This is a genomic window from Mycobacterium sp. smrl_JER01, assembly GCF_048513595.2.
Classification (GTDB): Bacteria; Actinomycetota; Actinomycetes; order Mycobacteriales; family Mycobacteriaceae; genus Mycobacterium.
This window is the reverse complement of sequence record NZ_JBLXXK020000001.1, coordinates 3,905,200-3,927,516: the sequence shown is the minus strand read 5'-3', so window position 1 is coordinate 3,927,516 and position 22,317 is coordinate 3,905,200. Positions and strand designations below refer to the sequence as shown.

22 protein-coding genes and 1 pseudogene are annotated in these 22,317 nt (G+C 68.4%); 17 read left to right on the top strand and 6 right to left on the bottom strand.

All coding sequences use genetic code 11. The annotated features are described in order from the left end of the window. Nucleotides 1–3: 3 nt before the first annotated feature. From folC to proB, 8 genes are all read left to right on the top strand, one after another. Nucleotides 4–1,419 (top strand): bifunctional tetrahydrofolate synthase/dihydrofolate synthase, encoded by a 1,416-nt coding sequence (gene folC, locus ACNUDN_RS18415; RefSeq protein WP_419123232.1) that lies wholly within the window; start codon nt 4–6, stop codon nt 1,417–1,419. A gap of 59 nt (nt 1,420–1,478) precedes the next feature. Continuing rightward, on the top strand, nt 1,479–1,817 hold the full coding sequence (locus ACNUDN_RS18410) for a DUF4233 domain-containing protein (RefSeq protein WP_419125215.1): 339 nt from the start codon (nt 1,479–1,481) through the stop codon (nt 1,815–1,817). 10 nt (nt 1,818–1,827) lie between these two features. Continuing rightward, a complete protein-coding gene (ndk, locus tag ACNUDN_RS18405) occupies nt 1,828–2,238 on the top strand; it encodes a nucleoside-diphosphate kinase (RefSeq protein WP_419123231.1) in 411 nt (136 codons plus the stop codon). A 308-nt stretch (nt 2,239–2,546) separates the two neighbouring features. After that, nucleotides 2,547–5,576: a ribonuclease E gene (gene rne / locus ACNUDN_RS18400; protein ID WP_419123230.1), complete on the top strand. Its 3,030-nt coding sequence runs from the start codon at nt 2,547–2,549 to the stop codon at nt 5,574–5,576. A gap of 157 nt (nt 5,577–5,733) precedes the next feature. Continuing rightward, on the top strand, nt 5,734–6,057 hold the full coding sequence (gene rplU, locus ACNUDN_RS18395; protein WP_419123229.1) for a 50S ribosomal protein L21: 324 nt from the start codon (nt 5,734–5,736) through the stop codon (nt 6,055–6,057). An 18-nt stretch (nt 6,058–6,075) separates the two neighbouring features. Next, nucleotides 6,076–6,342: a 50S ribosomal protein L27 gene (gene rpmA, locus ACNUDN_RS18390; protein ID WP_419123228.1), complete on the top strand. Its 267-nt coding sequence runs from the start codon at nt 6,076–6,078 to the stop codon at nt 6,340–6,342. A gap of 89 nt (nt 6,343–6,431) precedes the next feature. Continuing rightward, entirely contained in the window at nt 6,432–7,889 is a 1,458-nt protein-coding gene (gene obgE / locus ACNUDN_RS18385) for a GTPase ObgE (RefSeq protein ID WP_419123227.1), read from the top strand. After that, a complete protein-coding gene (gene proB / locus ACNUDN_RS18380) occupies nt 7,886–8,989 on the top strand; it encodes a glutamate 5-kinase (protein ID WP_419123226.1) in 1,104 nt (367 codons plus the stop codon). The genes obgE and proB overlap by 4 nt, the downstream gene beginning before the upstream one ends. An 85-nt stretch (nt 8,990–9,074) precedes the next feature. Here the strand turns inward: proB and ACNUDN_RS18375 are convergent, their stop codons facing one another. Continuing rightward, nucleotides 9,075–9,917: an NAD-dependent protein deacetylase gene (locus tag ACNUDN_RS18375; RefSeq protein ID WP_419123225.1), complete on the bottom strand. Its 843-nt coding sequence runs from the start codon at nt 9,915–9,917 to the stop codon at nt 9,075–9,077. 231 nt (nt 9,918–10,148) lie between these two features. Beyond that, nucleotides 10,149–10,565: pseudogene (locus ACNUDN_RS18370) on the bottom strand (Hsp20/alpha crystallin family protein); the annotation flags it as partial. Nucleotides 10,566–10,739: 174 nt separating this feature from the next. Here ACNUDN_RS18370 and ACNUDN_RS18365 point away from each other — a divergent pair. After that, nucleotides 10,740–12,782: an NAD(+) synthase gene (locus tag ACNUDN_RS18365; protein ID WP_419123224.1), complete on the top strand. Its 2,043-nt coding sequence runs from the start codon at nt 10,740–10,742 to the stop codon at nt 12,780–12,782. Here ACNUDN_RS18365 and ACNUDN_RS18360 read toward each other — a convergent pair. The 4 genes from ACNUDN_RS18360 to ACNUDN_RS18345 all read right to left on the bottom strand — a co-directional run bounded on the left by ACNUDN_RS18360 (nt 12,772) and on the right by ACNUDN_RS18345 (nt 15,285). After that, a complete protein-coding gene (locus ACNUDN_RS18360; RefSeq protein WP_419123223.1) occupies nt 12,772–13,374 on the bottom strand; it encodes a methyltransferase family protein in 603 nt (200 codons plus the stop codon). The two genes, ACNUDN_RS18365 and ACNUDN_RS18360, sit on opposite strands and share 11 nt — an antisense overlap. A gap of 22 nt (nt 13,375–13,396) precedes the next feature. Then, nucleotides 13,397–14,011, bottom strand: coding sequence for a cation efflux transmembrane domain-containing protein (locus tag ACNUDN_RS18355; RefSeq protein ID WP_419125214.1), 615 nt, complete (start codon nt 14,009–14,011; stop codon nt 13,397–13,399). Then, entirely contained in the window at nt 14,005–14,349 is a 345-nt protein-coding gene (locus ACNUDN_RS18350; RefSeq protein ID WP_419123222.1) for an ArsR/SmtB family transcription factor, read from the bottom strand. The genes ACNUDN_RS18355 and ACNUDN_RS18350 overlap by 7 nt, the downstream gene beginning before the upstream one ends. 75 nt (nt 14,350–14,424) lie before the next feature. Then, the gene (locus ACNUDN_RS18345) at nt 14,425–15,285 is read right to left on the bottom strand and encodes a ribokinase (protein ID WP_419123221.1); all 861 of its coding nucleotides are present in this window, start codon (nt 15,283–15,285) and stop codon (nt 14,425–14,427) included. Between the two features lie 110 nt (nt 15,286–15,395). On the opposite strand from ACNUDN_RS18345, the gene ACNUDN_RS18340 reads away from it, so the two are divergent. The 8 genes from ACNUDN_RS18340 (at nt 15,396) to octT (ending at nt 22,313) form a co-directional block, all read left to right on the top strand. Beyond that, nucleotides 15,396–16,643: a glutamate-5-semialdehyde dehydrogenase gene (locus tag ACNUDN_RS18340; RefSeq protein ID WP_419123220.1), complete on the top strand. Its 1,248-nt coding sequence runs from the start codon at nt 15,396–15,398 to the stop codon at nt 16,641–16,643. An 18-nt stretch (nt 16,644–16,661) separates the two neighbouring features. Next, complete coding sequence (locus ACNUDN_RS18335; protein ID WP_419123219.1) at nt 16,662–17,558, top strand: AAA family ATPase; 897 nt, start codon at nt 16,662–16,664, stop codon at nt 17,556–17,558. Next, nucleotides 17,558–19,006, top strand: a complete 1,449-nt coding sequence (locus tag ACNUDN_RS18330) for a vWA domain-containing protein (RefSeq protein WP_419123218.1) — start codon at nt 17,558–17,560, stop codon at nt 19,004–19,006. Before ACNUDN_RS18335 ends, ACNUDN_RS18330 begins: the two co-directional genes overlap by 1 nt. Before the next feature lie 98 nt (nt 19,007–19,104). Continuing rightward, nucleotides 19,105–19,833, top strand: coding sequence for a GntR family transcriptional regulator (locus ACNUDN_RS18325; protein WP_419123217.1), 729 nt, complete (start codon nt 19,105–19,107; stop codon nt 19,831–19,833). A 57-nt stretch (nt 19,834–19,890) separates the two neighbouring features. After that, complete coding sequence (nadD, locus tag ACNUDN_RS18320; RefSeq protein ID WP_419125213.1) at nt 19,891–20,514, top strand: nicotinate-nucleotide adenylyltransferase; 624 nt, start codon at nt 19,891–19,893, stop codon at nt 20,512–20,514. After that, complete coding sequence (gene rsfS, locus ACNUDN_RS18315) at nt 20,511–20,903, top strand: ribosome silencing factor (RefSeq protein ID WP_419125212.1); 393 nt, start codon at nt 20,511–20,513, stop codon at nt 20,901–20,903. Before nadD ends, rsfS begins: the two co-directional genes overlap by 4 nt. Further along, nucleotides 20,900–21,577: a glucosyl-3-phosphoglycerate phosphatase gene (gpgP, locus tag ACNUDN_RS18310; RefSeq protein WP_419123216.1), complete on the top strand. Its 678-nt coding sequence runs from the start codon at nt 20,900–20,902 to the stop codon at nt 21,575–21,577. Before rsfS ends, gpgP begins: the two co-directional genes overlap by 4 nt. Beyond that, nucleotides 21,567–22,313 carry a diglucosylglycerate octanoyltransferase gene (gene octT / locus ACNUDN_RS18305; protein WP_419123215.1) on the top strand — a complete coding sequence of 249 codons (747 nt, stop codon included), beginning with the start codon at nt 21,567–21,569 and terminating at the stop codon, nt 22,311–22,313. Before gpgP ends, octT begins: the two co-directional genes overlap by 11 nt. The last annotated feature ends 4 nt before the right edge of the window (nt 22,314–22,317 follow it).

Here is a 22,317-nt window from a genome sequence, read left to right as displayed (position 1 = left end):
GTCATGTCATCGCCCGAGCCCACCCCCGACGAGGTCGCCGCGCTGTTGCAGGTCGAGCATCTGCTCGACCAGCGCTGGCCGGAGACCAAGATCGAGCCGAGCACCGCGCGGATCGCGGCGCTGATGGAGCTGCTCGGGTCGCCGCAGCGCGGATATCCCTGCATTCACATCGGCGGCACCAACGGCAAGACGTCGGTGGCCCGAATGGTGGATGCGCTGCTGACCGCGCTGCACCGGCGCACCGGGCGCACCACCAGTCCGCATCTGCAGTCGGCGGTGGAGCGTATCTCCATCGACGGCAGGCCCATCAGCCCGGCCGCCTACGTCGACACCTACCGGGAGGTCGAGCCGTTCGTCGAACTCGTCGACCGGCAGTCCGAGGCCGCCGGTGGACCGCGCATGAGCAAATTCGAGGTTGTCACGGCGATGGCGTTCGCGGCGTTCGCCGACGCGCCCATCGACGTCGCCGTCGTCGAGGTCGGACTGGGCGGCCGCTGGGACGCCACCAACGTGGTCGACGCACCGGTGGCGGTCATCACCCCCATCGGGCTGGACCACACCGACTATCTCGGTGACACCATCGCCGAGATCGCGGCCGAGAAGGCCGGCATCATCACCCGCCAAGCCGACGATCTGATTCCGACCGACACCGTTGTCGTGATGGCCCGCCAGGCGCCCGAGGCGATGGAAGTGCTGCTCGCGCAGGCGGTGCGCGCGGACGCGGCCGTGGCCCGCGAGGATTCCGAGTTCGCGGTGCTGGGCCGACAGATCGCGATCGGCGGGCAGCTACTCGAGTTGCAGGGTCTGGGGGGTGTCTACTCCGAGATCTTCCTGCCCCTGCACGGCGAACACCAAGCCCACAACGCGGTGCTGGCGCTGGCGGCTGTCGAAGCCTTCTTCGGTGCCGGCGCGCAACGACAGCTCGACGTCGACGCCGTACGCGCCGGTTTCGCCGCTGTCACATCCCCCGGACGGCTGGAACGTCTGCGTAGCGCGCCAACAGTTTTCGTCGACGCTGCACACAATCCGGGTGGGGCGGCCGCGCTGGCGGAGGCGTTGCGCGACGAGTTCGACTTCCGGTTTCTGGTGGGCGTCGTGTCGGTGATGGGGGACAAGGACGCCGACGGCATCCTGGCCGCACTCGAACCCGTCCTGGATCAGATCGTGGTCACCCACAACGGTTCACCGCGTGCCCTGGAGGTGACGGCGCTGACGGTCAAGGCCGAGGAGATCTTCGGTCCCGAACGCGTCATCACAGCCCAGACCCTGCCCGATGCGATCGAGACGGCCACCGCGCTGGTCGAGGACACCGGGACCGACGGCGATGCGGTGGGCCTGAGTGGTTCGGGCATCGTGATCACCGGTTCGGTCGTCACCGCCGGCGCGGCCCGGACCCTGTTCGGGAAGGACCCCGCGTGAGCAATCCGAACGCCGCCGGCGCGGCCGCTCCGGATCCGTGGAAGAGCTTCCGTGGGGTGATGGCCGGCACGCTGATCCTGGAGGCCATCGTGGTGCTGTTGGCGCTGCCGGTGGTGGGCGCGGTCGGGCCCGGTCTCACGGGCTGGTCGACTGCCTACGTCATCGGTTTCGCGGTGCTGTTGCTGCTGATGGCGGGGATCCAGGGTCGCCCGTGGGCGATCTGGGCCAACCTGGGCGTTCAGCTCGGCCTGATCGCGGGCTGGTTGCTGTATCCGGGCGTCGGCTTCATCGGCGTGCTGTTCTTGATGGTCTGGTTGCTGATCGCCTATCTGCGTGCAGAGGTGCTGCGCCGGCAGAAGCGAGGGCTCCTTCCGGGGCAGCGACCGGTCGACGACTAGTCTGTGACCCGTGACTGAGCGAACTCTCGTTTTGATCAAGCCCGACGGTGTGCAGCGCCGCCTCATCGGAGAGATCATCAGCCGGATCGAAGCCAAAGGGCTGACGGTCGCCGCACTGGAGCTGAAGAACGTCAGCGACGACCTCGCCCGCGCCCACTACGCCGAGCATGAGGGCAAACCCTTCTTCCCGTCGCTGCTCGAGTTCATCACCTCGGGCCCCGTGGTGGCGGCGATCTTGGAGGGTCCGCGTGCCGTGGCCGCGTTCCGCCAGCTGGCCGGTGGGACCGATCCGGTGGAGAAGGCGACACCGGGCACCATCCGTGGTGACCTGGGGTTGGAGACCCAATTCAACCTGGTGCACGGCTCCGATTCGCCGGACTCGGCCGTCCGCGAGATCGAGCTCTGGTTCCCCGGCCGCTAGCGGCCGACCCGCCCGAGCTAACCCCGCCTTTGCGGGGCACTCCCCGAGATGTGGGATAATGGTCGCGGGTGACCGGCCTTACAACCCGGGTCGGCCACCCGAATGAAGACTTAGACAGCGCGACCACCGTAAACCGCGGTGCGGCGCGGACCGTCCAGCCATCATTCAGACCGGCACCGAGATCGTTCCTCCGGGATCGCTCGGAGCAAGACCATAAGAAGTCCGGGAGTAGGTAGCCCGGGTACACAATCGGAAGCCCTCGCGTGGCCGCGTCGTACTCGACGCGCCCGGGGGCTTGAGGAGAATACGTGGCCGACAATGAGAATTTTCACGCATCGACCGACGACCTCGCAGACGAGCCTCAGCTCGTCGCCGAGCCGTCCAAGGGCGCGAAGGACGCGCCGACGCCCGAACGGCTGAGGGTCCACTCGCTGGCGCGGGTGCTCGGCACCACGAGCAGGCGGATCATCGACGCGCTGATCGAACTCGACGGTCGGGCGCGCAGCGCCCATTCGACAGTGGGCCGGGACGAGGCCGACAAGGTGCGGGAAGCGCTGGCCGCCACAGAGCTCGAGCCGCCGGCGACCTCCGTGCCCGAGGTGCCGCAGGCCCAGACGGACGCCGAAACACGCGAACCCGAGCAGCCGGCCCAGGCGCGGCACGAGGCCCCCGAGGTGGAGCCGACCGCCGAGGTCGAGCCGGCCGCCGAGGTCGAGCCGGCCGCCGAGCAAGAGCCGGAATCCCGGCTGATCCTGGAGACACCCACCGCGTCCGCGGCCGCCGAACCCGCCGACTACCTGCCGCTGTTCGTCGCGCCGCAGCCCGTGCGCTTCGACGACCACCTCGACGATGATGACGACAGCGACGACTCGGATTCCGATTCCGACGACGGCGACGACTCGGATTCCGACTCCGACGACGACCAGTCCGGCCGCCCCGCGGCCAAACGCCGTCGCCGCGGGCGGCGTGGACGAGGACGGGGTCGCGGTGAGCAGAACGGTGACGATGCGGCCACCGATTCCGACACGGACACCGATGCCGACAGTGACAAGGCCGAGTCCGACGACGACACCGACGACGACAGCGGTGACGACGACGGCTCCGGCGGTGACGGCGGCAGTCGTCGTCGGCGGCGTCGGCGGCGGCGCAAGTCCGGTTCCGACGTTGACAGCGAGAACGGCGGCTCGCCTGACGACCCGCCCAACACCGTCGTCCACGAGCGGGAGCCCCGGAAGTCGGCGAAGAGCGAGAAGACGTCGTCGGATTCCGAGATCCAGGGGATCAGCGGGTCGACCCGGCTGGAAGCCAAGCGGCAGCGCCGCCGGGACGGCCGCGACGCCGGTCGGCGCCGACCGCCGATCCTGAGCGAAGCGGAGTTCCTCGCCCGTCGCGAAGCGGTCGAGCGGATGATGGTGATCCGCGACAAGGTCCGCACCGAGCCCCCGCACGAAGGCGCCCGCTACACCCAGATCGCTGTTCTCGAAGATGGGGTGGTCGTCGAGCACTTCGTCACTTCGGCGGCGTCGGCCTCGCTGGTCGGCAACATCTACCTGGGCATCGTGCAGAATGTGTTGCCTTCGATGGAGGCGGCGTTCGTCGACATCGGCCGTGGCCGCAACGGTGTGCTCTATGCCGGTGAGGTCAACTGGGAAGCGGCCGGACTCGGCGGCGCGCAGCGCAAGATCGAGCAGGCCCTCAAGCCCGGCGACTACGTCGTGGTCCAGGTCAGCAAGGATCCGGTGGGGCACAAGGGCGCGCGCCTGACGACGCAGGTCTCGCTCGCCGGCCGCTACCTGGTGTACGTGCCAGGTGCGTCGTCGACCGGTATCAGCCGCAAACTCCCCGACACCGAGCGTCAGCGTCTCAAGGAGATCCTGCGCGAGGTCGTCCCGTCCGATGCGGGGGTGATCATCCGGACCGCCTCCGAGGGCGTGAAGGAGGACGACATCCGCTCCGACGTGGAGCGGCTGCAGCAGCGCTGGAGTGAGATCGAGTCCAAGGCCGCCGACGTCAGCGCCAAGAAGGCCGGCGCCGCGGTGGCGTTGTACGAGGAACCCGATGTGCTGGTCAAGGTGATTCGCGACCTGTTCAACGAGGATTTCTCCGGCCTGACCGTGTCCGGCGACGACGCCTGGAACACCATCCACGACTATGTGACCGCCGTGGCTCCCGAACTTCTTCCGCGGATGACCAAGTACGAGCCGGCGGGCTCCTCGGAGAACGGAACCGCCCCGGACGTGTTCGCGGTGCACCGTATCGACGAACAACTCGCCAAGGCCATGGACCGCAAGGTGTGGTTGCCTTCGGGGGGAACGCTGGTCATCGACCGCACCGAGGCGATGACGGTGGTGGACGTCAACACGGGCAAGTTCACCGGATCCGGCGGGAATCTCGAGCAGACGGTGACGCGGAACAACCTGGAGGCTGCCGAGGAGATCGTCCGTCAACTGCGGCTGCGCGATATCGGCGGCATCGTGGTCATCGACTTCATCGACATGGTGCTGGAATCGAATCGCGATCTGGTGCTGCGTCGGCTGACCGAGGCGCTCGCGCGGGACCGCACCCGCCACCAGGTGTCCGAGGTCACCTCACTGGGGCTGGTGCAGCTGACTCGTAAGAAGCTCGGCACCGGCCTGATCGAAGCGTTCTCCACCACCTGCACGCATTGCGCGGGCCGGGGCATCACGCTGCACGGTGACCCGGTTGATTCCGGCCCGCCGGCCAACGGTCGCAAGGCCGAGTCCGGCGGCGGACGCCGCAGCAAGCGCGGGAAGCGCGGTGGGCGGACCGAGCAGGAGGTGCACGTCCCCAAGGTGCCGGCGCACTCACCCGGCGACCACCCGATGTTCAAAGCGATGGCCGCCGCCAACGGCAAACCCGAAGACGAAGACGACGACGGCAACGCGGTCCCGCCCGAAGAAGTCGCCGAACTGGACGCCGACGCAGCGCTGGTGGCGACCGAGGAGGCCGACACCGAGGACGACGAGCTCGAGGACGACTTCGACGAGGATGACTCGGACGAGGATGACTCGGACGAGGAGGACGTGATCGATCTCGACTCAGACGACGAGGATGACTCGGACGACGAGGACGTGATCGATCTCGACTCGGACGACGAGGACTCGGACGACGAGGACTCGGACGACGAGGACTCGGACGACGAGGACTCAGACGACGAGGACTCAGACGACGAGGACTCGGACGACGAGGACTCAGATGACGAGGACGAAGGCTCAGCCGTGGGCTTCGGGGAGATGCCGGTCGTCACGGCCGCTCCGCGAGGACGGCAACGCAGGCGCGCCGCGGCGCGACCCGCTGGTCCGCCCGCTCAAGACTGAGCGGTTTGACCCTCTACCCGCTGGTCACGTACCCTTGACCAGTTGTCTCCAGGGCCTGCCTACGGCGGGCCGGAGACGGGATGAGATCCCGCAACCCAGACCGCACGCACACTCCGGGTGATGCGCGCCCGCACGCACAGCAGAGGAAGACCAAGCGATGGCAGCCAAAACAGCCACGTACGCGATCGTCAAGACCGGTGGCAAGCAGTACAAGGTCGCCGCCGGTGACATCGTCAAGGTGGAGAAGCTCGATGTGGAGCCCGGTGCCTCGGTGACGCTGCCGGTCGCGCTGGTCGTCGACGGGGCGAATGTGACCACCGACGCGAAGGCGTTGGAGAAGGTCGCGGTCACCGGAGAGGTCCTCGAGCACACCAAGGGGCCCAAGATCCGGATCCATAAGTTCAAGAACAAGACCGGTTATCACAAGCGCCAGGGGCATCGTCAGCAGCTGACGGTGCTCAAGGTCACCGGTATCAAGTAACGACGGGAGCGACAAGACATGGCACACAAGAAGGGCGCTTCCAGCTCACGCAACGGTCGCGACTCCGCCGCCCAGCGGCTCGGTGTCAAGCGGTTCGGCGGGCAGGTCGTCAAGGCCGGCGAGATCCTGGTTCGCCAGCGGGGTACTCACTTCCATCCCGGCACCAACGTCGGTCGCGGCGGTGACGACACACTGTTCGCCACGGCGCCCGGCGCGGTGGAGTTCGGCACCAAGCGTGGACGTAAGTTCGTCAACATCGTCCGCGTCACCCGCGCCGACGCCTGAGGTCCTTGACGTCGAAGTCGACGTTGTGCGCTGACGGCTCCCGGGCTCAGGCGCACCACACGTAGACCTCGTCATGGAAAGGATCGTCGATGCCCCGCTTCATAGACCGCGTTGTCATCCACGCGCGGGCGGGCAACGGCGGCAACGGCTGCGCCTCGGTCCATCGCGAGAAGTTCAAACCTCTCGGCGGTCCCGACGGCGGTAATGGCGGCCGTGGCGGCAGCATCGTGTTTGTCGTCGATCCGCAGGTCCACACGTTGCTCGACTTCCACTTCCACCCTCATGTGGTGGCACCGTCGGGTAAACAGGGCGCAGGCAGCAATCGCGACGGCGCCGCAGGCGCCGACCTCGAAGTGAAGGTTCCCGACGGCACCGTCGTGCTCGATGAACAGGGCCAGATCCTTGCCGACCTGGTCGGTGCAGGGACCCGGTTCGAGGCCGCCGCGGGCGGTCGTGGCGGCCTGGGAAACGCTGCGCTGGCGTCCCGGGCTCGCAAGGCTCCCGGCTTCGCGCTGCTCGGCGAGAAAGGTGAGGCCCGCGACCTCACCCTGGAACTGAAGACGGTCGCCGACGTCGGACTGGTCGGCTTTCCGTCGGCGGGGAAGTCGTCTCTGGTCTCTGCCATCTCCGCCGCCAAGCCGAAGATCGCCGACTACCCGTTCACCACGCTGGCTCCCAACCTCGGTGTGGTTTCCGCGGGTGAGCACACCTTCACGGTTGCCGATGTGCCCGGTCTGATCCCGGGCGCCTCCGAGGGGCGCGGGCTCGGACTGGACTTCCTGCGGCACATCGAACGTTGCGCCGTGCTGGTCCATGTCGTCGACTGCGCGACGCTGGAACCGGGTCGTGACCCGGTCTCCGACATCGAGGCGCTGGAAGCCGAGATCGCGGCCTACACACCGACCCTGCAAGGCGATTCGACGCTCGGCGATCTGGCCGAACGCCCACGGGCGGTGGTGCTGAACAAGATCGACGTTCCCGACGCGCGCGAGCTGGCCGATTTCGTCCGCGCCGAAGTCGCGGACAAGTTCGGTTGGCCGGTGTTCGAGATTTCGACTGTCAGCCGGGAGGGTCTGCGGCCCTTGACGTTCGCGCTCTGGGACATGGTGGCCGGATACCGGGCGGCGCAGCCGGCCGTGGTGCCGCGCCGTCCGGTGATCCGACCGATCCCGGTCGATGAGACGGCATTCTCCGTCGAATCCGACGGGCGGGGCGGCTTCGTCGTCAAGGGCACTCGTCCGCTGCGGTGGGTCGCGCAGACCAACTTCGACAACGACGAGGCCGTCGGCTACCTGGGGGACCGGCTGGCCCGGCTGGGCGTGGAGGACGAGCTGCTCAAACGCGGTGCCCGGCCCGGCTGCGCGGTGACCATCGGTGACATGACCTTCGACTGGGAACCGCAGACTCCCGCCGGTGTCGATGTCCCGCTGACCGGGCGGGGCACCGACATTCGGCTGGAACAGACCGACCGGGTCTCGGCCGACGAGCGCAAGGCCGCCCGCAGGGCGCGCCGCGAGCATGTCGATGAGGAGCTCGACGTCGAGTGAATTCCGTTCACCGGGAAGCTGTCCGAACCGCGCGCTCGGTTGTCGTCAAGATCGGTACCACGGCGCTCACCACCCCGGCCGGGGTGTTCGACGCCGGCCGACTGCAAAGTCTGGCCGACGCGATCGAAGCCAGGATGAAGGCCGGCTCCGATGTGGTGATCGTGTCCTCGGGCGCGATCGCGGCCGGTATCGAGCCGCTGGGTCTCACCAAGCGACCGACCGATCTGGCGACCAAGCAGGCCGCCGCCAGCGTGGGGCAGGTTGCACTGGTCAATTCGTGGAGTGCGGCGTTCGGCCGCTACCGCCGCACGGTCGGGCAGGTACTGCTCACCGCACACGACATCTCGATGCGGGTGCAGCACACCAACGCCCAGCGCACCCTGGACCGGTTACGTGCACTGCACGCGGTGGCGATCGTCAACGAGAACGACACGGTCGCAACCAACGAGATCAGATTCGGGGACAACGATCGGCTCTCGGCATTGGTGGCCCACCTTGTGGGGGCCGATGCGCTGATTCTGCTGTCCGACATCGACGGGCTCTACGACAGCGACCCGCGTAAGGGAAACGCGCGTTTCATCCCCGAGGTCGGCGGACCGGCCGATCTCCAAGGCGTTACCGCGGGCCGCGGCAGTCATCTGGGGACCGGTGGGATGGTCTCCAAACTGTCCTCGGCACTGCTCGCCGCCGACGCCGGTGTGCCGGTGTTGTTGGCCGCCGCATCCGAGGCGGCTGCGGCGCTCGACGGCGCGTCGGTGGGCACGGTGTTCGCGCCGCGCCACGGACGCATGTCGGCACGCCGATTCTGGGTCCGGTACGCCGCCGAGTCCTCAGGCGTGCTGACCCTGGATGCGGGTGCGGTCAAAGCCGTTGTGCGCCAACGTCGTTCCCTGCTGCCCGCCGGGATAACCGCAGTGTCGGGGCGGTTTTACGGCGGTGACGTCGTCGAACTGCGCGACCCGGACAACACGATGGTCGCGCGCGGCGTGGTGGCCTACGATGCCGCTGAACTCGCGACCATGCTCGGCCGGTCCACGTCGGACCTGCCTGCCGAGATGCGTCGGCCGGCCGTGCACGCCGACGACCTGGTGGCTGTCTGACGCGGGACCGGTACCGGTCTGCAACACACGGCAGGTGCGTTCGACCATCACCACCAGCGTGGGCGGTGGTCTCGGGAGATGCCCGTCAGCTGGTGACGGCCGAACCGACGGTGGAGAGCTCGTCGGCCAGCAGCGCCAGCATCGGCGAGCAGCCGTTGTCGATCTTGACGTCGGCGAGTTCGTCCCCCCGGGTCGGGCCTCGATTGATGATCGCGATCGGAGTCCGGGCGGCGGCCGCGTGTCGCACGAACCGGAATCCGGAGTACACGGTCAGCGACGAGCCGGCCACCAACAGTGCGTCCGCCCCGTCGACCAGTGAGTACGCCTGTTCCACACGGTCTTTCGGGACGCTTTCGCCGAAATACACGATGTCGGGCTTGAGCATCCCGCCGCAGCTCGGACAGTCCACCACCTGAAACGATGCGGTGTCGGACACCACGGCGTCGGCGTCGGGGGCGACCGCGATCCCCCCGACGGCCGCGGCGTGGTCGGCGAAACCGGGATTGGCCGCTTCGAGGAGCTCGGCAAGGTGAGCACGCGACATCGTGTGGCGGCAGTCCAGGCAGACCACCCGTGCGTAGGTGCCGTGCAGGTCGATGACCATGTCGCTACCGGCCTTGGAGTGCAGCAGGTCGACATTCTGGGTGATCACCCCCGACACCACCCCGGCCCGCTCCAGTGCCGCCACCGCACGGTGGCCGGCATTGGGGAGCGTGGCATCCATGTGCCGCCACCCGAGATGGTTGCGTGCCCAGTAACGCTGCCGGAAAGCCGGGTCGGACGTGAACTGGCGGATCGTCATCGGATTGCTCGGCGGTGAATCAGGGCCGCGGTAGTCGGGGATTCCGGAGTCCGTCGACATGCCCGCTCCGGTGAGTACCGCGACACGCCTGCCCTGCAGCAGGGCGACGAGTTCGGGTGCTTCCACCCCATCGAATGTAGGCGATCAACCCCCGTGGCTGTGTTCGAGCTGGTCAGGACGGTCGCCGTTGGTGGGATCCGCGGTGGCCCCGGCATGGTCGTCGATCCCCGCGTCGTCGATCTCGCCGTCGGTGTCGGTGTCGTCGATCTCGTCGTCGTCGGTGTCGGTGTCGATCTCGTCGTCGTCATCGATGTCGTCGTCGATGTCGTCATCGTGTTCGAAGGCCATGATCTCCACCACTTCGATGTGGCGCTCGGCCCGATGCTCGTCGGACAGCGGCACCGAGACCGTGAGAATGCCGCGGTCGTAGACGGCGTTCACATCGTCCTCGTCGGCGCCGTCGGGCAGGGCGACGCTGCGACTGAACGACCCGTAGGCGAACTCGGACCGTCCGCTGTGCTCGCCGGTGCGCGACCGCTGCGCGGTGATGGTGACCCGGCCGTCGCGCACCGTCACCTCGATGTCCTCTTCGGGATCGACGCCGGGAACCTCGGCCCGGATCTGGTACACGTCGTCGTACATTTCGTCCTCGATACGGATCGAACGGAAGTCGAACAGCGGCCGTAACGCCACGAAGGCCGGGACGTGGTCGAGCAGTTCGGCGAGGTCGGACAACAGCGGGAACGACGGGCGTTGGGTGGCAACCTTGTTCATGTGCCCACCTTGCGCGCCCCAGGGAAAATCGCGGGATCACCCACGGTGCGCGCCGGGAAACGACAGGCCAATACGCCCCCGGCGCACCATGGGGAACCCTCGGTAAGGCGTACGCGCCGAGGCCGCGTGGGTGGGGCTGTGCATATCCGTGACCGATGCGGGCAACAATGAGGCATGGATTTCTTCTCGGCGTATCAGCAGGGGTTCGTCCGTGTCGCAGCGTGCACACAACAGGTGGCTCTCGCCGATCCGGTCGCCAACGCCGAGTCCGTGCTGGAGGTGGCGCGCGAATGTGACGCCGACGGTGTGGCGCTGGCCGTCTTTCCCGAGTTGACGCTGTCGGGGTATTCGATCGAGGACATCCTGATGCAGGACGCGCTGCTGGACGCCGTGCACGAGGCGGTCCTGCGGGTCGCTGCCGGATCCGGCGATCTGATGACGGTGCTGGTCGTAGGGGCGCCGCTGCGTTTCGGGCATCGGATCTACAACACCGCCGTGGTCATCCACCGCGGCCGGGTGCTGGGCGTGGTGCCGAAGTCCTATCTGCCGACTTACCGGGAGTTCTACGAGCGACGCCAGATGGCGGCCGGCGACGATGTCCGTGGCACCGTGCGGATCGGGGACGTCGACGCGCCGTTCGGCGCGGACCTGTTGTTCGCCGCCACCGATCTGCCCGGGTTCGTGCTGCACGTCGAGATCTGCGAGGACATGTTCGTACCGATCCCGCCCAGCGCCGAAGCGGCGCTGGCCGGGGCAACGGTGCTGGCCAACCTGTCCGGCAGCCCCATCACGATCGGCCGAGCCGAGGACCGGACGCTGTTGGCCCGCTCGGCGTCGGCGCGGTGCCTGGCGGCCTACGTCTACGCCGCGGCCGGAGAGGGGGAGTCGACCACCGATTTGGCCTGGGACGGCCAGACGATGATCTGGGAGAACGGTGAGTGCCTGGCCGAGTCCGAACGATTCCCGGCCGGTGTCCGGCGCTCGGTTGCCGACGTCGATCTCGAACTGCTGCGTGCGGAACGATTGCGGATGGGAACCTTCGACGACAACCGCGTCCACCACGACATCGGCGCCGATCGGTACCGCCGCGTCGAGTTCCGGCTCGATCCACCGGCCGGCGACATCGGGCTGCGGCGGCACATCGAACGGTTCCCGTTCGTCCCGTCCGATCCCACCCGCCTCGAACAGGACTGCTACGAGGCCTACAACATTCAGGTCTCCGGTCTGGAGCAACGCCTACGGGCGATCGGCTCACCGAAGGTGGTCATCGGGGTGTCCGGCGGTCTGGACTCCACGCAGGCGCTCATCGTCGCCGCCCGCGCCATGGACCGGCTGGGCCGCCCGCGCAGCGACATCCTGGCGTTCACGCTGCCCGGCTTCGCGACCGGTGACCGCACCAAGGGCAACGCCGTCCGCCTCGGTGAGACCCTCGGTGTGACCTTCGCCGAAATCGACATCCGCGAGACGGCGCAGTTGATGCTCACCGAGCTCGAGCACCCCTTCGCGCGCGGGGAGAAGGTCTACGACGTCACGTTCGAGAACGTTCAGGCCGGCTTGCGCACCGATTACCTGTTCCGCCTGGCCAACCAGCGCGGCGGGATCGTGCTCGGCACCGGCGATCTCTCCGAGCTCGCGCTCGGCTGGTCCACCTACGGTGTGGGCGACCAGATGTCGCATTACAACGTCAACGGCGGGGTGCCCAAGACCCTGATCCAGCACCTGATCCGGTGGGTGATCTCCTCCGACCAGTTCGACTCGGCGGTCAACGAGGTGCTGCAGTCGGTGCTCGACACCGAGATCAGCCCCGAACTTGTCCCTGCCGGAGAGGACGAGGAGATCCAGAGCACCCAGGACAAGATCGGACCGTATGTGCTGCAGGATTTCTCACTGTTCCAGGTGCTGCGCTTCGGGTTCCGGCCCTCGAAGGTGGCCTTTCTGGCCTGGCATGCCTGGCACGACGCGTCGCATGGTGACTGGCCACCCGGATTTCCGGAAGACAAACGTCCGGTCTACTCGCTCAACGAGATTCGCCACTGGTTGCAGGTCTTCGCGCAACGGTTCTACTCGTTCTCACAGTTCAAGCGTTCGGCATTGCCGAACGGGCCCAAGGTGTCCCACGGCGGATCCCTGTCGCCGCGGGGGGACTGGCGGGCGCCCTCGGACATGTCGGCCCGTACCTGGCTTGACGAGATCGAGCGGTCGATCCCTACCGAGTAGCGGTGCCGACGCCGGGGACGAAGCGCCCGACGGTGGCCAGGTAGTCGCGGTATGTGGCGCCGTGCACGGCCCGCAGGTAGGGCTCCTCGATCGCGCGGACCTGCAGTTCGATCGTGACCACCAGGACCGCGAATCCGAGCACGGCTACCGCGTTGGGGGTTACCAGCATGACGCCGAAGGCGAAGATGATCATCGCGGTGAAGATTGGGTTGCGCACCCGCGCAAACACGCCGGTGCGCACCAGCGTCGTCTTCTCCGACGCGTCGACACCGATGCGCCAGGCATCGCCCATCTCCAGTTGCGCGTACACGGTTGCGCCTATCCCCGCGGCTGCGATGACGATCCCGGCCCCGTGGACCCAGGTGGCGGTCAGCAGTGGCTCGACCAGGCCGGCCCACTGCAACGCCGGCGCCGCCACGGCCACGACGATCGCGGCGAGGAACCCCACTCCGGCGAACCACTCGATCGAGCCGGGCCGCCCACTGATGCCCTTGAACCCGGTGGACCCGGTGCGGCGGCGCTGAACCCAGCTGCGCCAACCGAATCCGAGTGTGGCGAAGACGGCGAACAGCACGATCGCGATGACGGGCATCTCGGTTCCCTTCCCTGGTTTGTCAGCTGCAGCACGGGTCGCCGCGCCACGCGTTGACCCCTTCCCGTGCGGCCAGTGCCGCGATGCCGAGGGCCGCCACCGGATCCGCCCACGTCCATCCGGCGACAGCGTGCAGGACAAGGCCGATGAGCAGCACGGCCGACAGGTAGGCGCACAGCAGCGTCTGCTTGGAGTCGGCGACCGCGGAACGCGATCCGAGCTCGCGGCCCGCACGCCGTTGGGTGAAAGACAGCACCGGCATCACGATCAGGCTCAACGCGGCCACGACGATGCCCAGTGGTGTGGGTTGCGGATCGCGCACACCGAGCAGGGACAGCACGGCCTCGATCGCGACGTAAGCGGCCAACGCGAAGAACGAGAACGCGATGAGCCGCAGCGCAGCCTTCTCGCGGCGCTCCGGATCGTCGGCACTGAACTGCCAGGCCACCGCGGCTGCCGAGGACACCTCCACCAGCGAGTCCAGCCCGAACCCGATCAGGGCGGCCGACGACACCCGGGTGCCCTCGGCGAGCGCCACCACTGCCTCGATGAGGTTGTAGGTGATGGTCGCGGCAACCAGCAGCCGAATCCGGCGGGTCAGAACGCGGCGCCGCTGCGTGCCGGCCGGTGTCAACAGCACGCTTCTTCGTCGGCGGCCGGACAGCACGCCGGATCCACCTCCAGCACCAGGCCGACGAGATCGGTCAGGGCATGCGCGATCCGGGGGTCGGCGAGCTGGTAGCGGCTGCGCCGGCCCTCGGGGCTGACCGACACGAGTCCGCAACCTCGCAGGCAGGCCAGATGGTTGGACAGGATCTGTCGAGACACCCCGATGCTGTCGGCCAGCTCGGAGGGGTAGCCCGGGCCGTGGCGAAGCAGCAGCAGAATCTCGGCACGGGTCGAGTCGGAAAGCGCAAAGCCGAAACGGGAGAGCGCATCGCTGTCGAGGACGGTCGGCACGCCCCAACAGTACATCGATTGCTGTATTCAGAAAAGGCTGAACTATCCCGGCTCTCTGGCGGCTACGGTCTGCACCCGGTCGCCTCTCGATCAGGGAAGGTCGAGGACGTCCTCGACGGCCTCGCGGGTCGGGGCGCAGTCACCGGCGCCGGGAACCAGTGTCGCGAGCGCACCCGCAGCGCAGGCGCGCGACAACGCGTGGGCGACACCGCGTGGCCAGTGCGCCGCGAGCACCCCGGCGAAGACGTCACCCGCTCCGGTGGTGTCCACCGCCTCGACGGCCGGGGCCGCGACGTCGGTACGGGTCGCGCCGAAGTACGTTGCGCCGCGGGCTCCCCGGGTCACGATCAGGTGCGCCACCCGCGGCCGGTCCCCGTCGAGCCAGTCGCCCGCCTCGGTTTCGTTGACGACGACCGCGTCGACCAGTCCGGCCAGCACTGTGATCTCGCGCGGCGCCGGAGACGCGTTGAGCACCACAGTCGCCCCGGCCGATCGCGCCACCCGCGCCACCGTGATCGCTGTCTCGATCGGAATCTCCAGCGACAGCAGCACCACATCGCTGTCGGCGATCACCGCCTGCACACGCGGCGATGTCGCGCTCAGATGCGCGTTAGCCCCGGGAGCGACCACGATGCAGTTCTCCGCGTCTGCGTCGACCAGGATCGCGGCCGACCCGCTCGGCCCCGGCACGGTCTCGAGCCCGGCCAGACCGACGGAATTGGCGCTCAGATGTGCCCGCAGTTGCCCGGCCGCGGCGTCGGTGCCCAACGCCGCGACGAGCTGCACCTGAGCCCCGGCCCGCGCCGCCGCGACCGCTTGATTGCCGCCTTTGCCTCCCGGTGCCTGCGACAGCGAGGACGCCAGCACCGTCTCGCCGGGGCGGGGCAACGCCTGCACGGTGAAGGTGAGGTCGGCGTTCACGCTGCCTACCACGCACAGTCGCGTCGGCATAGCCGTCCACGCTAGTGCTTGCGCGCTCATTGTCGCCGGGTGTCGCCGGTGTCGCCGGGTGCCGCTCGACACGTGTCGAGCCGACCCGGCCGGTTCGATACCCTGGCCAGATGAGTGTGCAGGCCCCTTTCGTCCCCGACCTGCGGCAGCAGGTGCACGAGGCCGCGCGGCGGGCGCGCGTGGCGGCCAGGACGCTGGCCACGCTGAGCACCGACACCAAGAACCGCGCCCTGCGGGTCGCCGCCGACCACGTCCTGATGAACACACGGGCGATCCTGGAGGCCAATGAGGCCGACCTGGCCGTCGCGCGTGGCGCGGGGACCCCGGCGGCCATGCTCGACCGTCTCGCCCTGGACCCGGCGCGCGTCGAAGGCATCGCCGATGGCCTGCGGCAGGTGGCCGACCTGCCTGATCCGATCGGGGAGGTGCTCCGCGGCCGTACGCTGCCCAACGGGCTGCAACTGCGCCAACAGCGGGTTCCCCTCGGCGTCGTCGGGATCGTCTACGAGGGCCGTCCGAACGTCACCGTCGATGCGTTCGGCTTGACTCTGAAGTCCGGCAACGCGGTGCTGCTGCGTGGCAGCTCGTCGGCGGCGCGCTCGAACGCCGCGCTGGTCGGAGCATTACGCACGGCGCTGGCCACCGAAAATCTCGACGTCGAGGCCGTCCAGTTGCTGCCGAGCGAGGACCGGGCCAGCGTCACGCATCTGATCCAGGCTCGCGGTCTGGTCGACGTGGTGATCCCGCGCGGCGGCGCCGGCCTCATCGACGCGGTCGTCCGCGACGCCCAGGTCCCCACCATCGAGACCGGTGTCGGGAACTGCCATGTCTACGTTCACGAATCGGCCGACCTCGAGGTGGCCGAACGAATTGTTCTCAATGCCAAGACGCGGCGGCCCAGCGTGTGCAACGCCGCCGAATCACTGTTGGTCGACGCGTCGATCGCCGATGTCGCGGTGCCGCGGCTGACCGCTGCGTTGACCGCGGCGGGTGTCACGGTGCACGCCGACCCGTCCGAGAACGAGCTGCGCGCGGAATTCCTGTCGATGGACATCGCACTGGCGGTGGTGGACGGCCTGGACGCGGCGATCGCACACGTCAACGAGTACGGCACCGGCCACACCGAAGCCATCGTGACCACCGATCTGGCTGCGGCTCAACGGTTCAGCGAGCGGGTGGACGCCGCCGCGGTGATGGTCAACGCGTCGACGGCGTTCACCGACGGTGAGCAGTTCGGGTTCGGCGCCGAGATCGGCATCTCCACCCAGAAGCTGCATGCCCGTGGACCGATGGGGCTGCCAGAACTGACGTCCACCAAATGGATCGTGTGGGGTGACGGCCACACCCGCCCGGCCTGAACCGAGGAGAGTAATCCCGTGACCGTTCCCGCGCAGACCGTGCCGCTGTTCGCCGACATCGACGATGTCGGCAAGCGGCTCGCCGAAACCGGCTATCTGCCCGACACCGCCACCGCCACCGCGGTGTTCCTGGCCGACCGGCTCGGCAAACCGCTGCTGGTGGAGGGGCCTGCGGGTGTCGGCAAGACCGAGCTGGCCCGCGCGATCGCGCAGTCCACCGGTTCGGAGTTGGTGCGATTGCAGTGCTACGAGGGCGTTGACGAGTCCCGGGCACTCTACGAGTGGAACCATGCCAAGCAGATCCTGCGCATCCAGGCCGGCAACGCCGCCGCCGGCTCCGACGCCGGATCCTGGGATCGCACCAAAGACGATGTCTTCTCCGAAGAGTTCCTGCTGACCCGCCCGCTGCTCACCGCGATCCGGCGCACCGAGCCCACGGTGCTGCTGATCGACGAGACCGACAAGGCCGATATCGAGATCGAGGGTCTGCTGCTGGAAGTGCTCAGCGATTTCGCGGTGACGGTGCCCGAACTCGGCACCATCACCGCCGAGCGCCGCCCGCTGGTGGTGCTGACCTCCAACGCGACCCGCGAGCTGTCCGAGGCGCTCAAGCGTCGCTGCCTTTTCCTGCACATCGACTTTCCCGATCCCGATCTGGAACGCCGCATTCTGCTGTCCCGGGTTCCGGAGCTGCCCGAGCGCCTGGCCGAGGAACTGGTGCGCATCATCGGGGTGATGCGCTCGATGGCACTCAAGAAGCTGCCGTCGGTCGCCGAGACCATCGACTGGGGCCGGACCCTGCTGGCGCTGGGCTTGGACACCATCGACGACGAGGTCATCGCTGCGACCCTGGGTGTGGTGCTCAAGCACCAGTCCGATCAGGTCAAGGCCGCCGGGGAGCTGAGGCTCAACTGATGCCGCCGCGACGCACCCGCCCGGCGCAGCCGCTGGCTCCCCACGGGATTCCCGGCCATCTGGTCGAGTTCGTGGAAGCGCTACGGGGCCAGGGTATTTCGGTGGGTCCGTCCGAAACGGTCGACGCCGGTCAGGTGATGGCCACGCTCGGAGTGGCCGACCGTGCCGTGCTGCGTGAGGGGCTGGCCTGCGCGGTGTTGCGGCGCTCCGACCACCGTGACACCTACGACGCACTGTTCGATCTCTACTTCCCGGTGGCGCTGGGAGCCAGGACGGTGCTCGACGACGCGTCGGAGGCGGGGCGTGCGCCCGAGGACATCGACTCATTGCGTCGGGCCCTCGTCGACATGCTCAGCGGCGAGCGTGGTCCCGACGACGATGCCCAATCGGCCGCACTCGACGAGCGCCTGGCGGCGATGATCGCCCGGATCGTCGAGGCCTACGGCCGGTACGACTCCAGCCGGGGACCGTCGTACTCGTCCTACCAGGCGCTCAAGGCGATGAATCTGGACGATCTGGAAGGCCGGCTGCTGGCCGGACTGCTCGCCCGCTACGGCGAGGAACCGACCCCCACCCAGGAGCAGATCGCCAAGGCTCTCGCCGCCCAGCGCATCGCCCAGTTGCGCACCATGGTGGAGTCGGAGACCAAGCGGCGTACCGCCGAGCAACTGGGCCGCGACCACGTGCAGATGTACGGCGTCCCGCAGCTGGCCGAGAACGTGGAATTCCTGCGGGCCTCGGGGGAACAGCTCCGCCAGATGCGCCGGGTGGTCGGTCCGCTCGCACGGACGTTGGCCACCCGGCTGGCGGCTCGCAGGCGACGCTCGCGGGCCGGAGAGATCGACCTGCGCAAGACGCTACGCAAGTCGATGTCCACCGGTGGGGTGCCGATCGACGTGGTCCTCAAGAAACCGCACCCGGCCCGACCCGAGCTGGTGGTGCTCTGCGATGTATCCGGTTCGGTCGCCGGATTCAGCCATTTCACGCTGCTGTTGGTGCACGCGCTACGCCAGCAGTTCAGCAGGGTCCGCGTGTTCGCGTTCATCGACACCACCGATGAGGTCACCGACCTGTTCGGACCCGATGCGGATCTGGCCGTCGCCGTGCAGCGGATCACCCGTGAGGCGGCGGTGTACACCCGCGACGGACACTCCGACTACGGCCACGCGTTCGTGTCGTTCCTCGACAAGTTCCCGAACGTGCTCTCGCCCCGCAGCTCACTGCTGGTGCTCGGCGACGGCCGCAACAACTACCGCAATCCCGAGACCGACCTGCTCGCGCACATGGTCAACGCGAGCAGACATGCGCACTGGCTCAACCCGGAGCCGCGACATCTGTGGGGAAGCGGCGATTCCGCAGTGCCCCGGTATCGGGACGTCATCACCATGCACGAGTGCCGGTCGGCCAAACAGCTCGCCTCGGTGATCGACGCCCTGCTGCCGGTCTGACACCCGCGTCACGGCCGCCCGGGGGTCGGGTCGGGCCGGACGCGCGTCAACCGGTCCATGCGCCGACCTCAGTCGACTTACGTCGCTACGCTGCAGGGATGCCCGCAGGCACACCGCTGTATCTGACGATCGCCGCCGATGTTCGTGACCGGATCGCCGCCGAACAGCTGGGGCCGCACACCCTGTTGCCCTCCGAGCGGGAACTCGCCGAACTGCACGGAGTCAGCCGCATGACGGCCCGGCAGGCGCTGTCCCTGCTCGAGAGTGAAGGAGTCGTCTACCGCAAGCCGCCCCGCGGCACGTTCGTCGCCGAACCACGGGTCCGGTTTCATGTCGGGAGCTTCTCCGAGGAGGTCGCGCGGATGGGCCGGCGGCCTGCGGCGCAGCTGTTGTGGGCCGACCACCGGGTCGCCAGCCCCGCCGTCCGCAGCGCGCTCGACCTCGCCGAAGGCGCCGCGGTCCACGTCTTCCACCGGCTGCGCAGCGTCGACGACGTGCCGTTCGCGCTGGAGACGACCTACCTGCCCGCCGACCTCACCCCCGGCATCATCGACACGCCCCAGGACGGTTCGCTGTGGGCGGTACTGCGGACGCGCTACGGGGTGGAGCTGGCGCGCTCGACGGCGGTGCTGGAGTCGATCGTCCTCGATGACGCCACCAGCGTGCAGTTGGGGGTGCGGGCGGGATCGGCCGGGACCCTGTTGACGCGCAGCACCGAGGACTGCGCCGGCCGGTGTGTGGAGTACGGCAGGGACGTCTACCGGGCCGACCGCGCGGCGTTCGAGGTGTCGGAGTCCCTCACGACTCCTCGCCTGTCGGCGGTCTGAGCCGGCACTCCCGTAAGCTCGCTATTCGTGCACGCAGGCGGCCGACGGCGGAGAAGGCTGGGGGTGATGGGCGGGACCTTCGATCCCATCCACAACGGCCACCTCGTCGCGGCCAGTGAGGTCGCCGACCGGTTCGATCTCGACGAGGTGGTGTTCGTACCCACCGGCCAGCCCTGGCAGAAGCGCAGCAGGCCGGTCACCGCCGCCGAGGATCGCTACCTGATGACGGTGATCGCAACAGCTTCCAATCCGCGTTTCTCGGTGAGCCGGGTGGACATCGACCGCGGGGGTGCCACCTACACCAAGGACACCCTGCGGGATCTGGGTGCCCAGAACCCCGACGCCGACCTGTACTTCATCACCGGTGCCGACGCGCTCGCGTCGATCCTGTCGTGGCAGAACTGGGAGGAGATGTTCTCGATCGCCCGGTTCATCGGCGTCAGCAGGCCCGGATACGAGCTGGACGGCAAGCACATCTCGGCCGCCATGGCCGAACTTCCCGACGACGCGCTGCATCTGATCGAGGTGCCCGCGCTGGCCATCTCGTCGACGGATTGCCGCACGCGCGCCCAACAATCCCGCCCCATCTGGTATCTGGTCCCCGACGGTGTCGTGCAGTACGTCGCCAAACGTAACCTCTACCGAAGCCACAAACCCGTAGGTGAAGGAGACCGCCCCTGACCGCGTCAGCAGAAGCCATCCAGATGGCCACCATCGCCGCCCGGGCGGCGGCGGCCAAGCTCGCCGAAGACATCGTCGTGATCGACGTGTCCGGCCAACTCGTCATCACCGACTGTTTCGTCATCGCCTCCGGCGCCAACGACCGGCAGGTGAATGCGATCGTCGACGAGGTCGAGGAGAAGATGCGACTCGCCGGCTACAAACCGGCGCGGCGCGAGGGTACCCGCGAAGGCCGCTGGACCCTGCTCGACTACGTCGACATCGTGGTGCACATCCAACACCAGGACGAGCGCAACTTCTATGCGCTGGACCGACTTTGGCGTGACTGCCCGACGGTCCCGGTGGAGCTCGACGCTCCGGCCGATGACGCGGGAGGAGACGGGGAATGAGGGTCCGCCGCCTGGTCCTGCTGCGCCACGGCCAGACCGAGTACAACGCCGGCAGCCGGATGCAGGGCCAGCTGGACACCGACCTCAGCGATCTCGGTCGGGAGCAGGCCGTCGCGGCCGCCGAAGTGCTGGCCAAACGGCAGCCTTTGTTGATCGTGTCCTCGGATCTGCGCCGGGCGCTGGACACCGCTGTCGCGCTCGGTGACCGCAGTGGTCAGCCGGTGAGCATCGACACCCGGCTGCGCGAGACGCACCTGGGGGACTGGCAGGGGATGACCCACCTGGAGGTCGACGCGGTGGCGCCCGGTGCGCGGCTGGCCTGGCGCGACGATGCGCGCTGGGCACCGCACGGCGGGGAGAGCCGCACCGATGTCGCCGATCGCAGCCTGCCGCTGGTGCGGGAGCTGGTGGCCCAGCAGCCCGAGTGGGGCCTTGTCGGCTCCGAACGACCCGTGGTGCTGGTCGCCCATGGCGGGCTGATCGCTGCGCTGACCGCAGCGCTGCTCGGTCTGCCGGTCGACAACTGGCCGGTGCTCGGCGGTATGGGCAACGCGAGCTGGGTGCAGCTGGCCGGGCACACCCGCGCCGACGGCGATCCGGCCTCGTTCACCGACATCCGGTGGCGCCTGGATGTGTGGAACGCCTCGGCGCAGGTCGCCAACGATGTCCTCTGAGGCGGTCCCCGGGCGCCGCACGCTGCTGGTCTTCTGTGATTCGCTGTCGTATTACGGGCCGACCGGCGGGCTGCCGTCCGACGACCCGCGGATCTGGCCCAATATCGTTGCTGCACAATTAGATTGGGATGTCGAGCTGATCGGCCGGATCGGCTGGACGAGCCGCGATGTGTGGTGGGCGGCGACCCAGGATCCGCGCTCGTGGGCAGCGCTGCCCCGGGCGGGCGCGGTGATCTTCGCGACGTCGGGGATGGATTCGCTGCCCTCGCCGCTGCCGACCGCGTTGCGGGAGCTGATCCGCTATGTGCGGCCCCCGCGGCTGCGCCGGTGGGTGCGGGACGCCTACGGCTGGGTGCAACCGCGGCTCTCCCCGGTGTCGCGGGCCGCGCTACCACCGCATCTCACCGTCGAGTATCTGGAGATGACCCGCGCGGCAATCGATTTCAATCGTCCCGGTATCCCGGTGGTGGCTTCGCTGCCGTCGGTGCACATCGCCGCGACCTACGGGATGGCCCACCACGGCCGGGCCGGCACCGTTTCGGCGATCACCGGCTGGGCTGCCGAACATGGTGTGCCGTTGGTCGACCTCAAGTCCGCGGTGGGGGAGGAAGTGATGAGCGGCCGGGGCAATCCGGACGGTATCCACTGGAACTTCCCCGCTCATCATGCGGTCGCCGAACTGATGATCAAGGGGCTCGCCGAGGCGGGCGTCGACGTCGCCGCCTCGGGCGGCTAGCGGC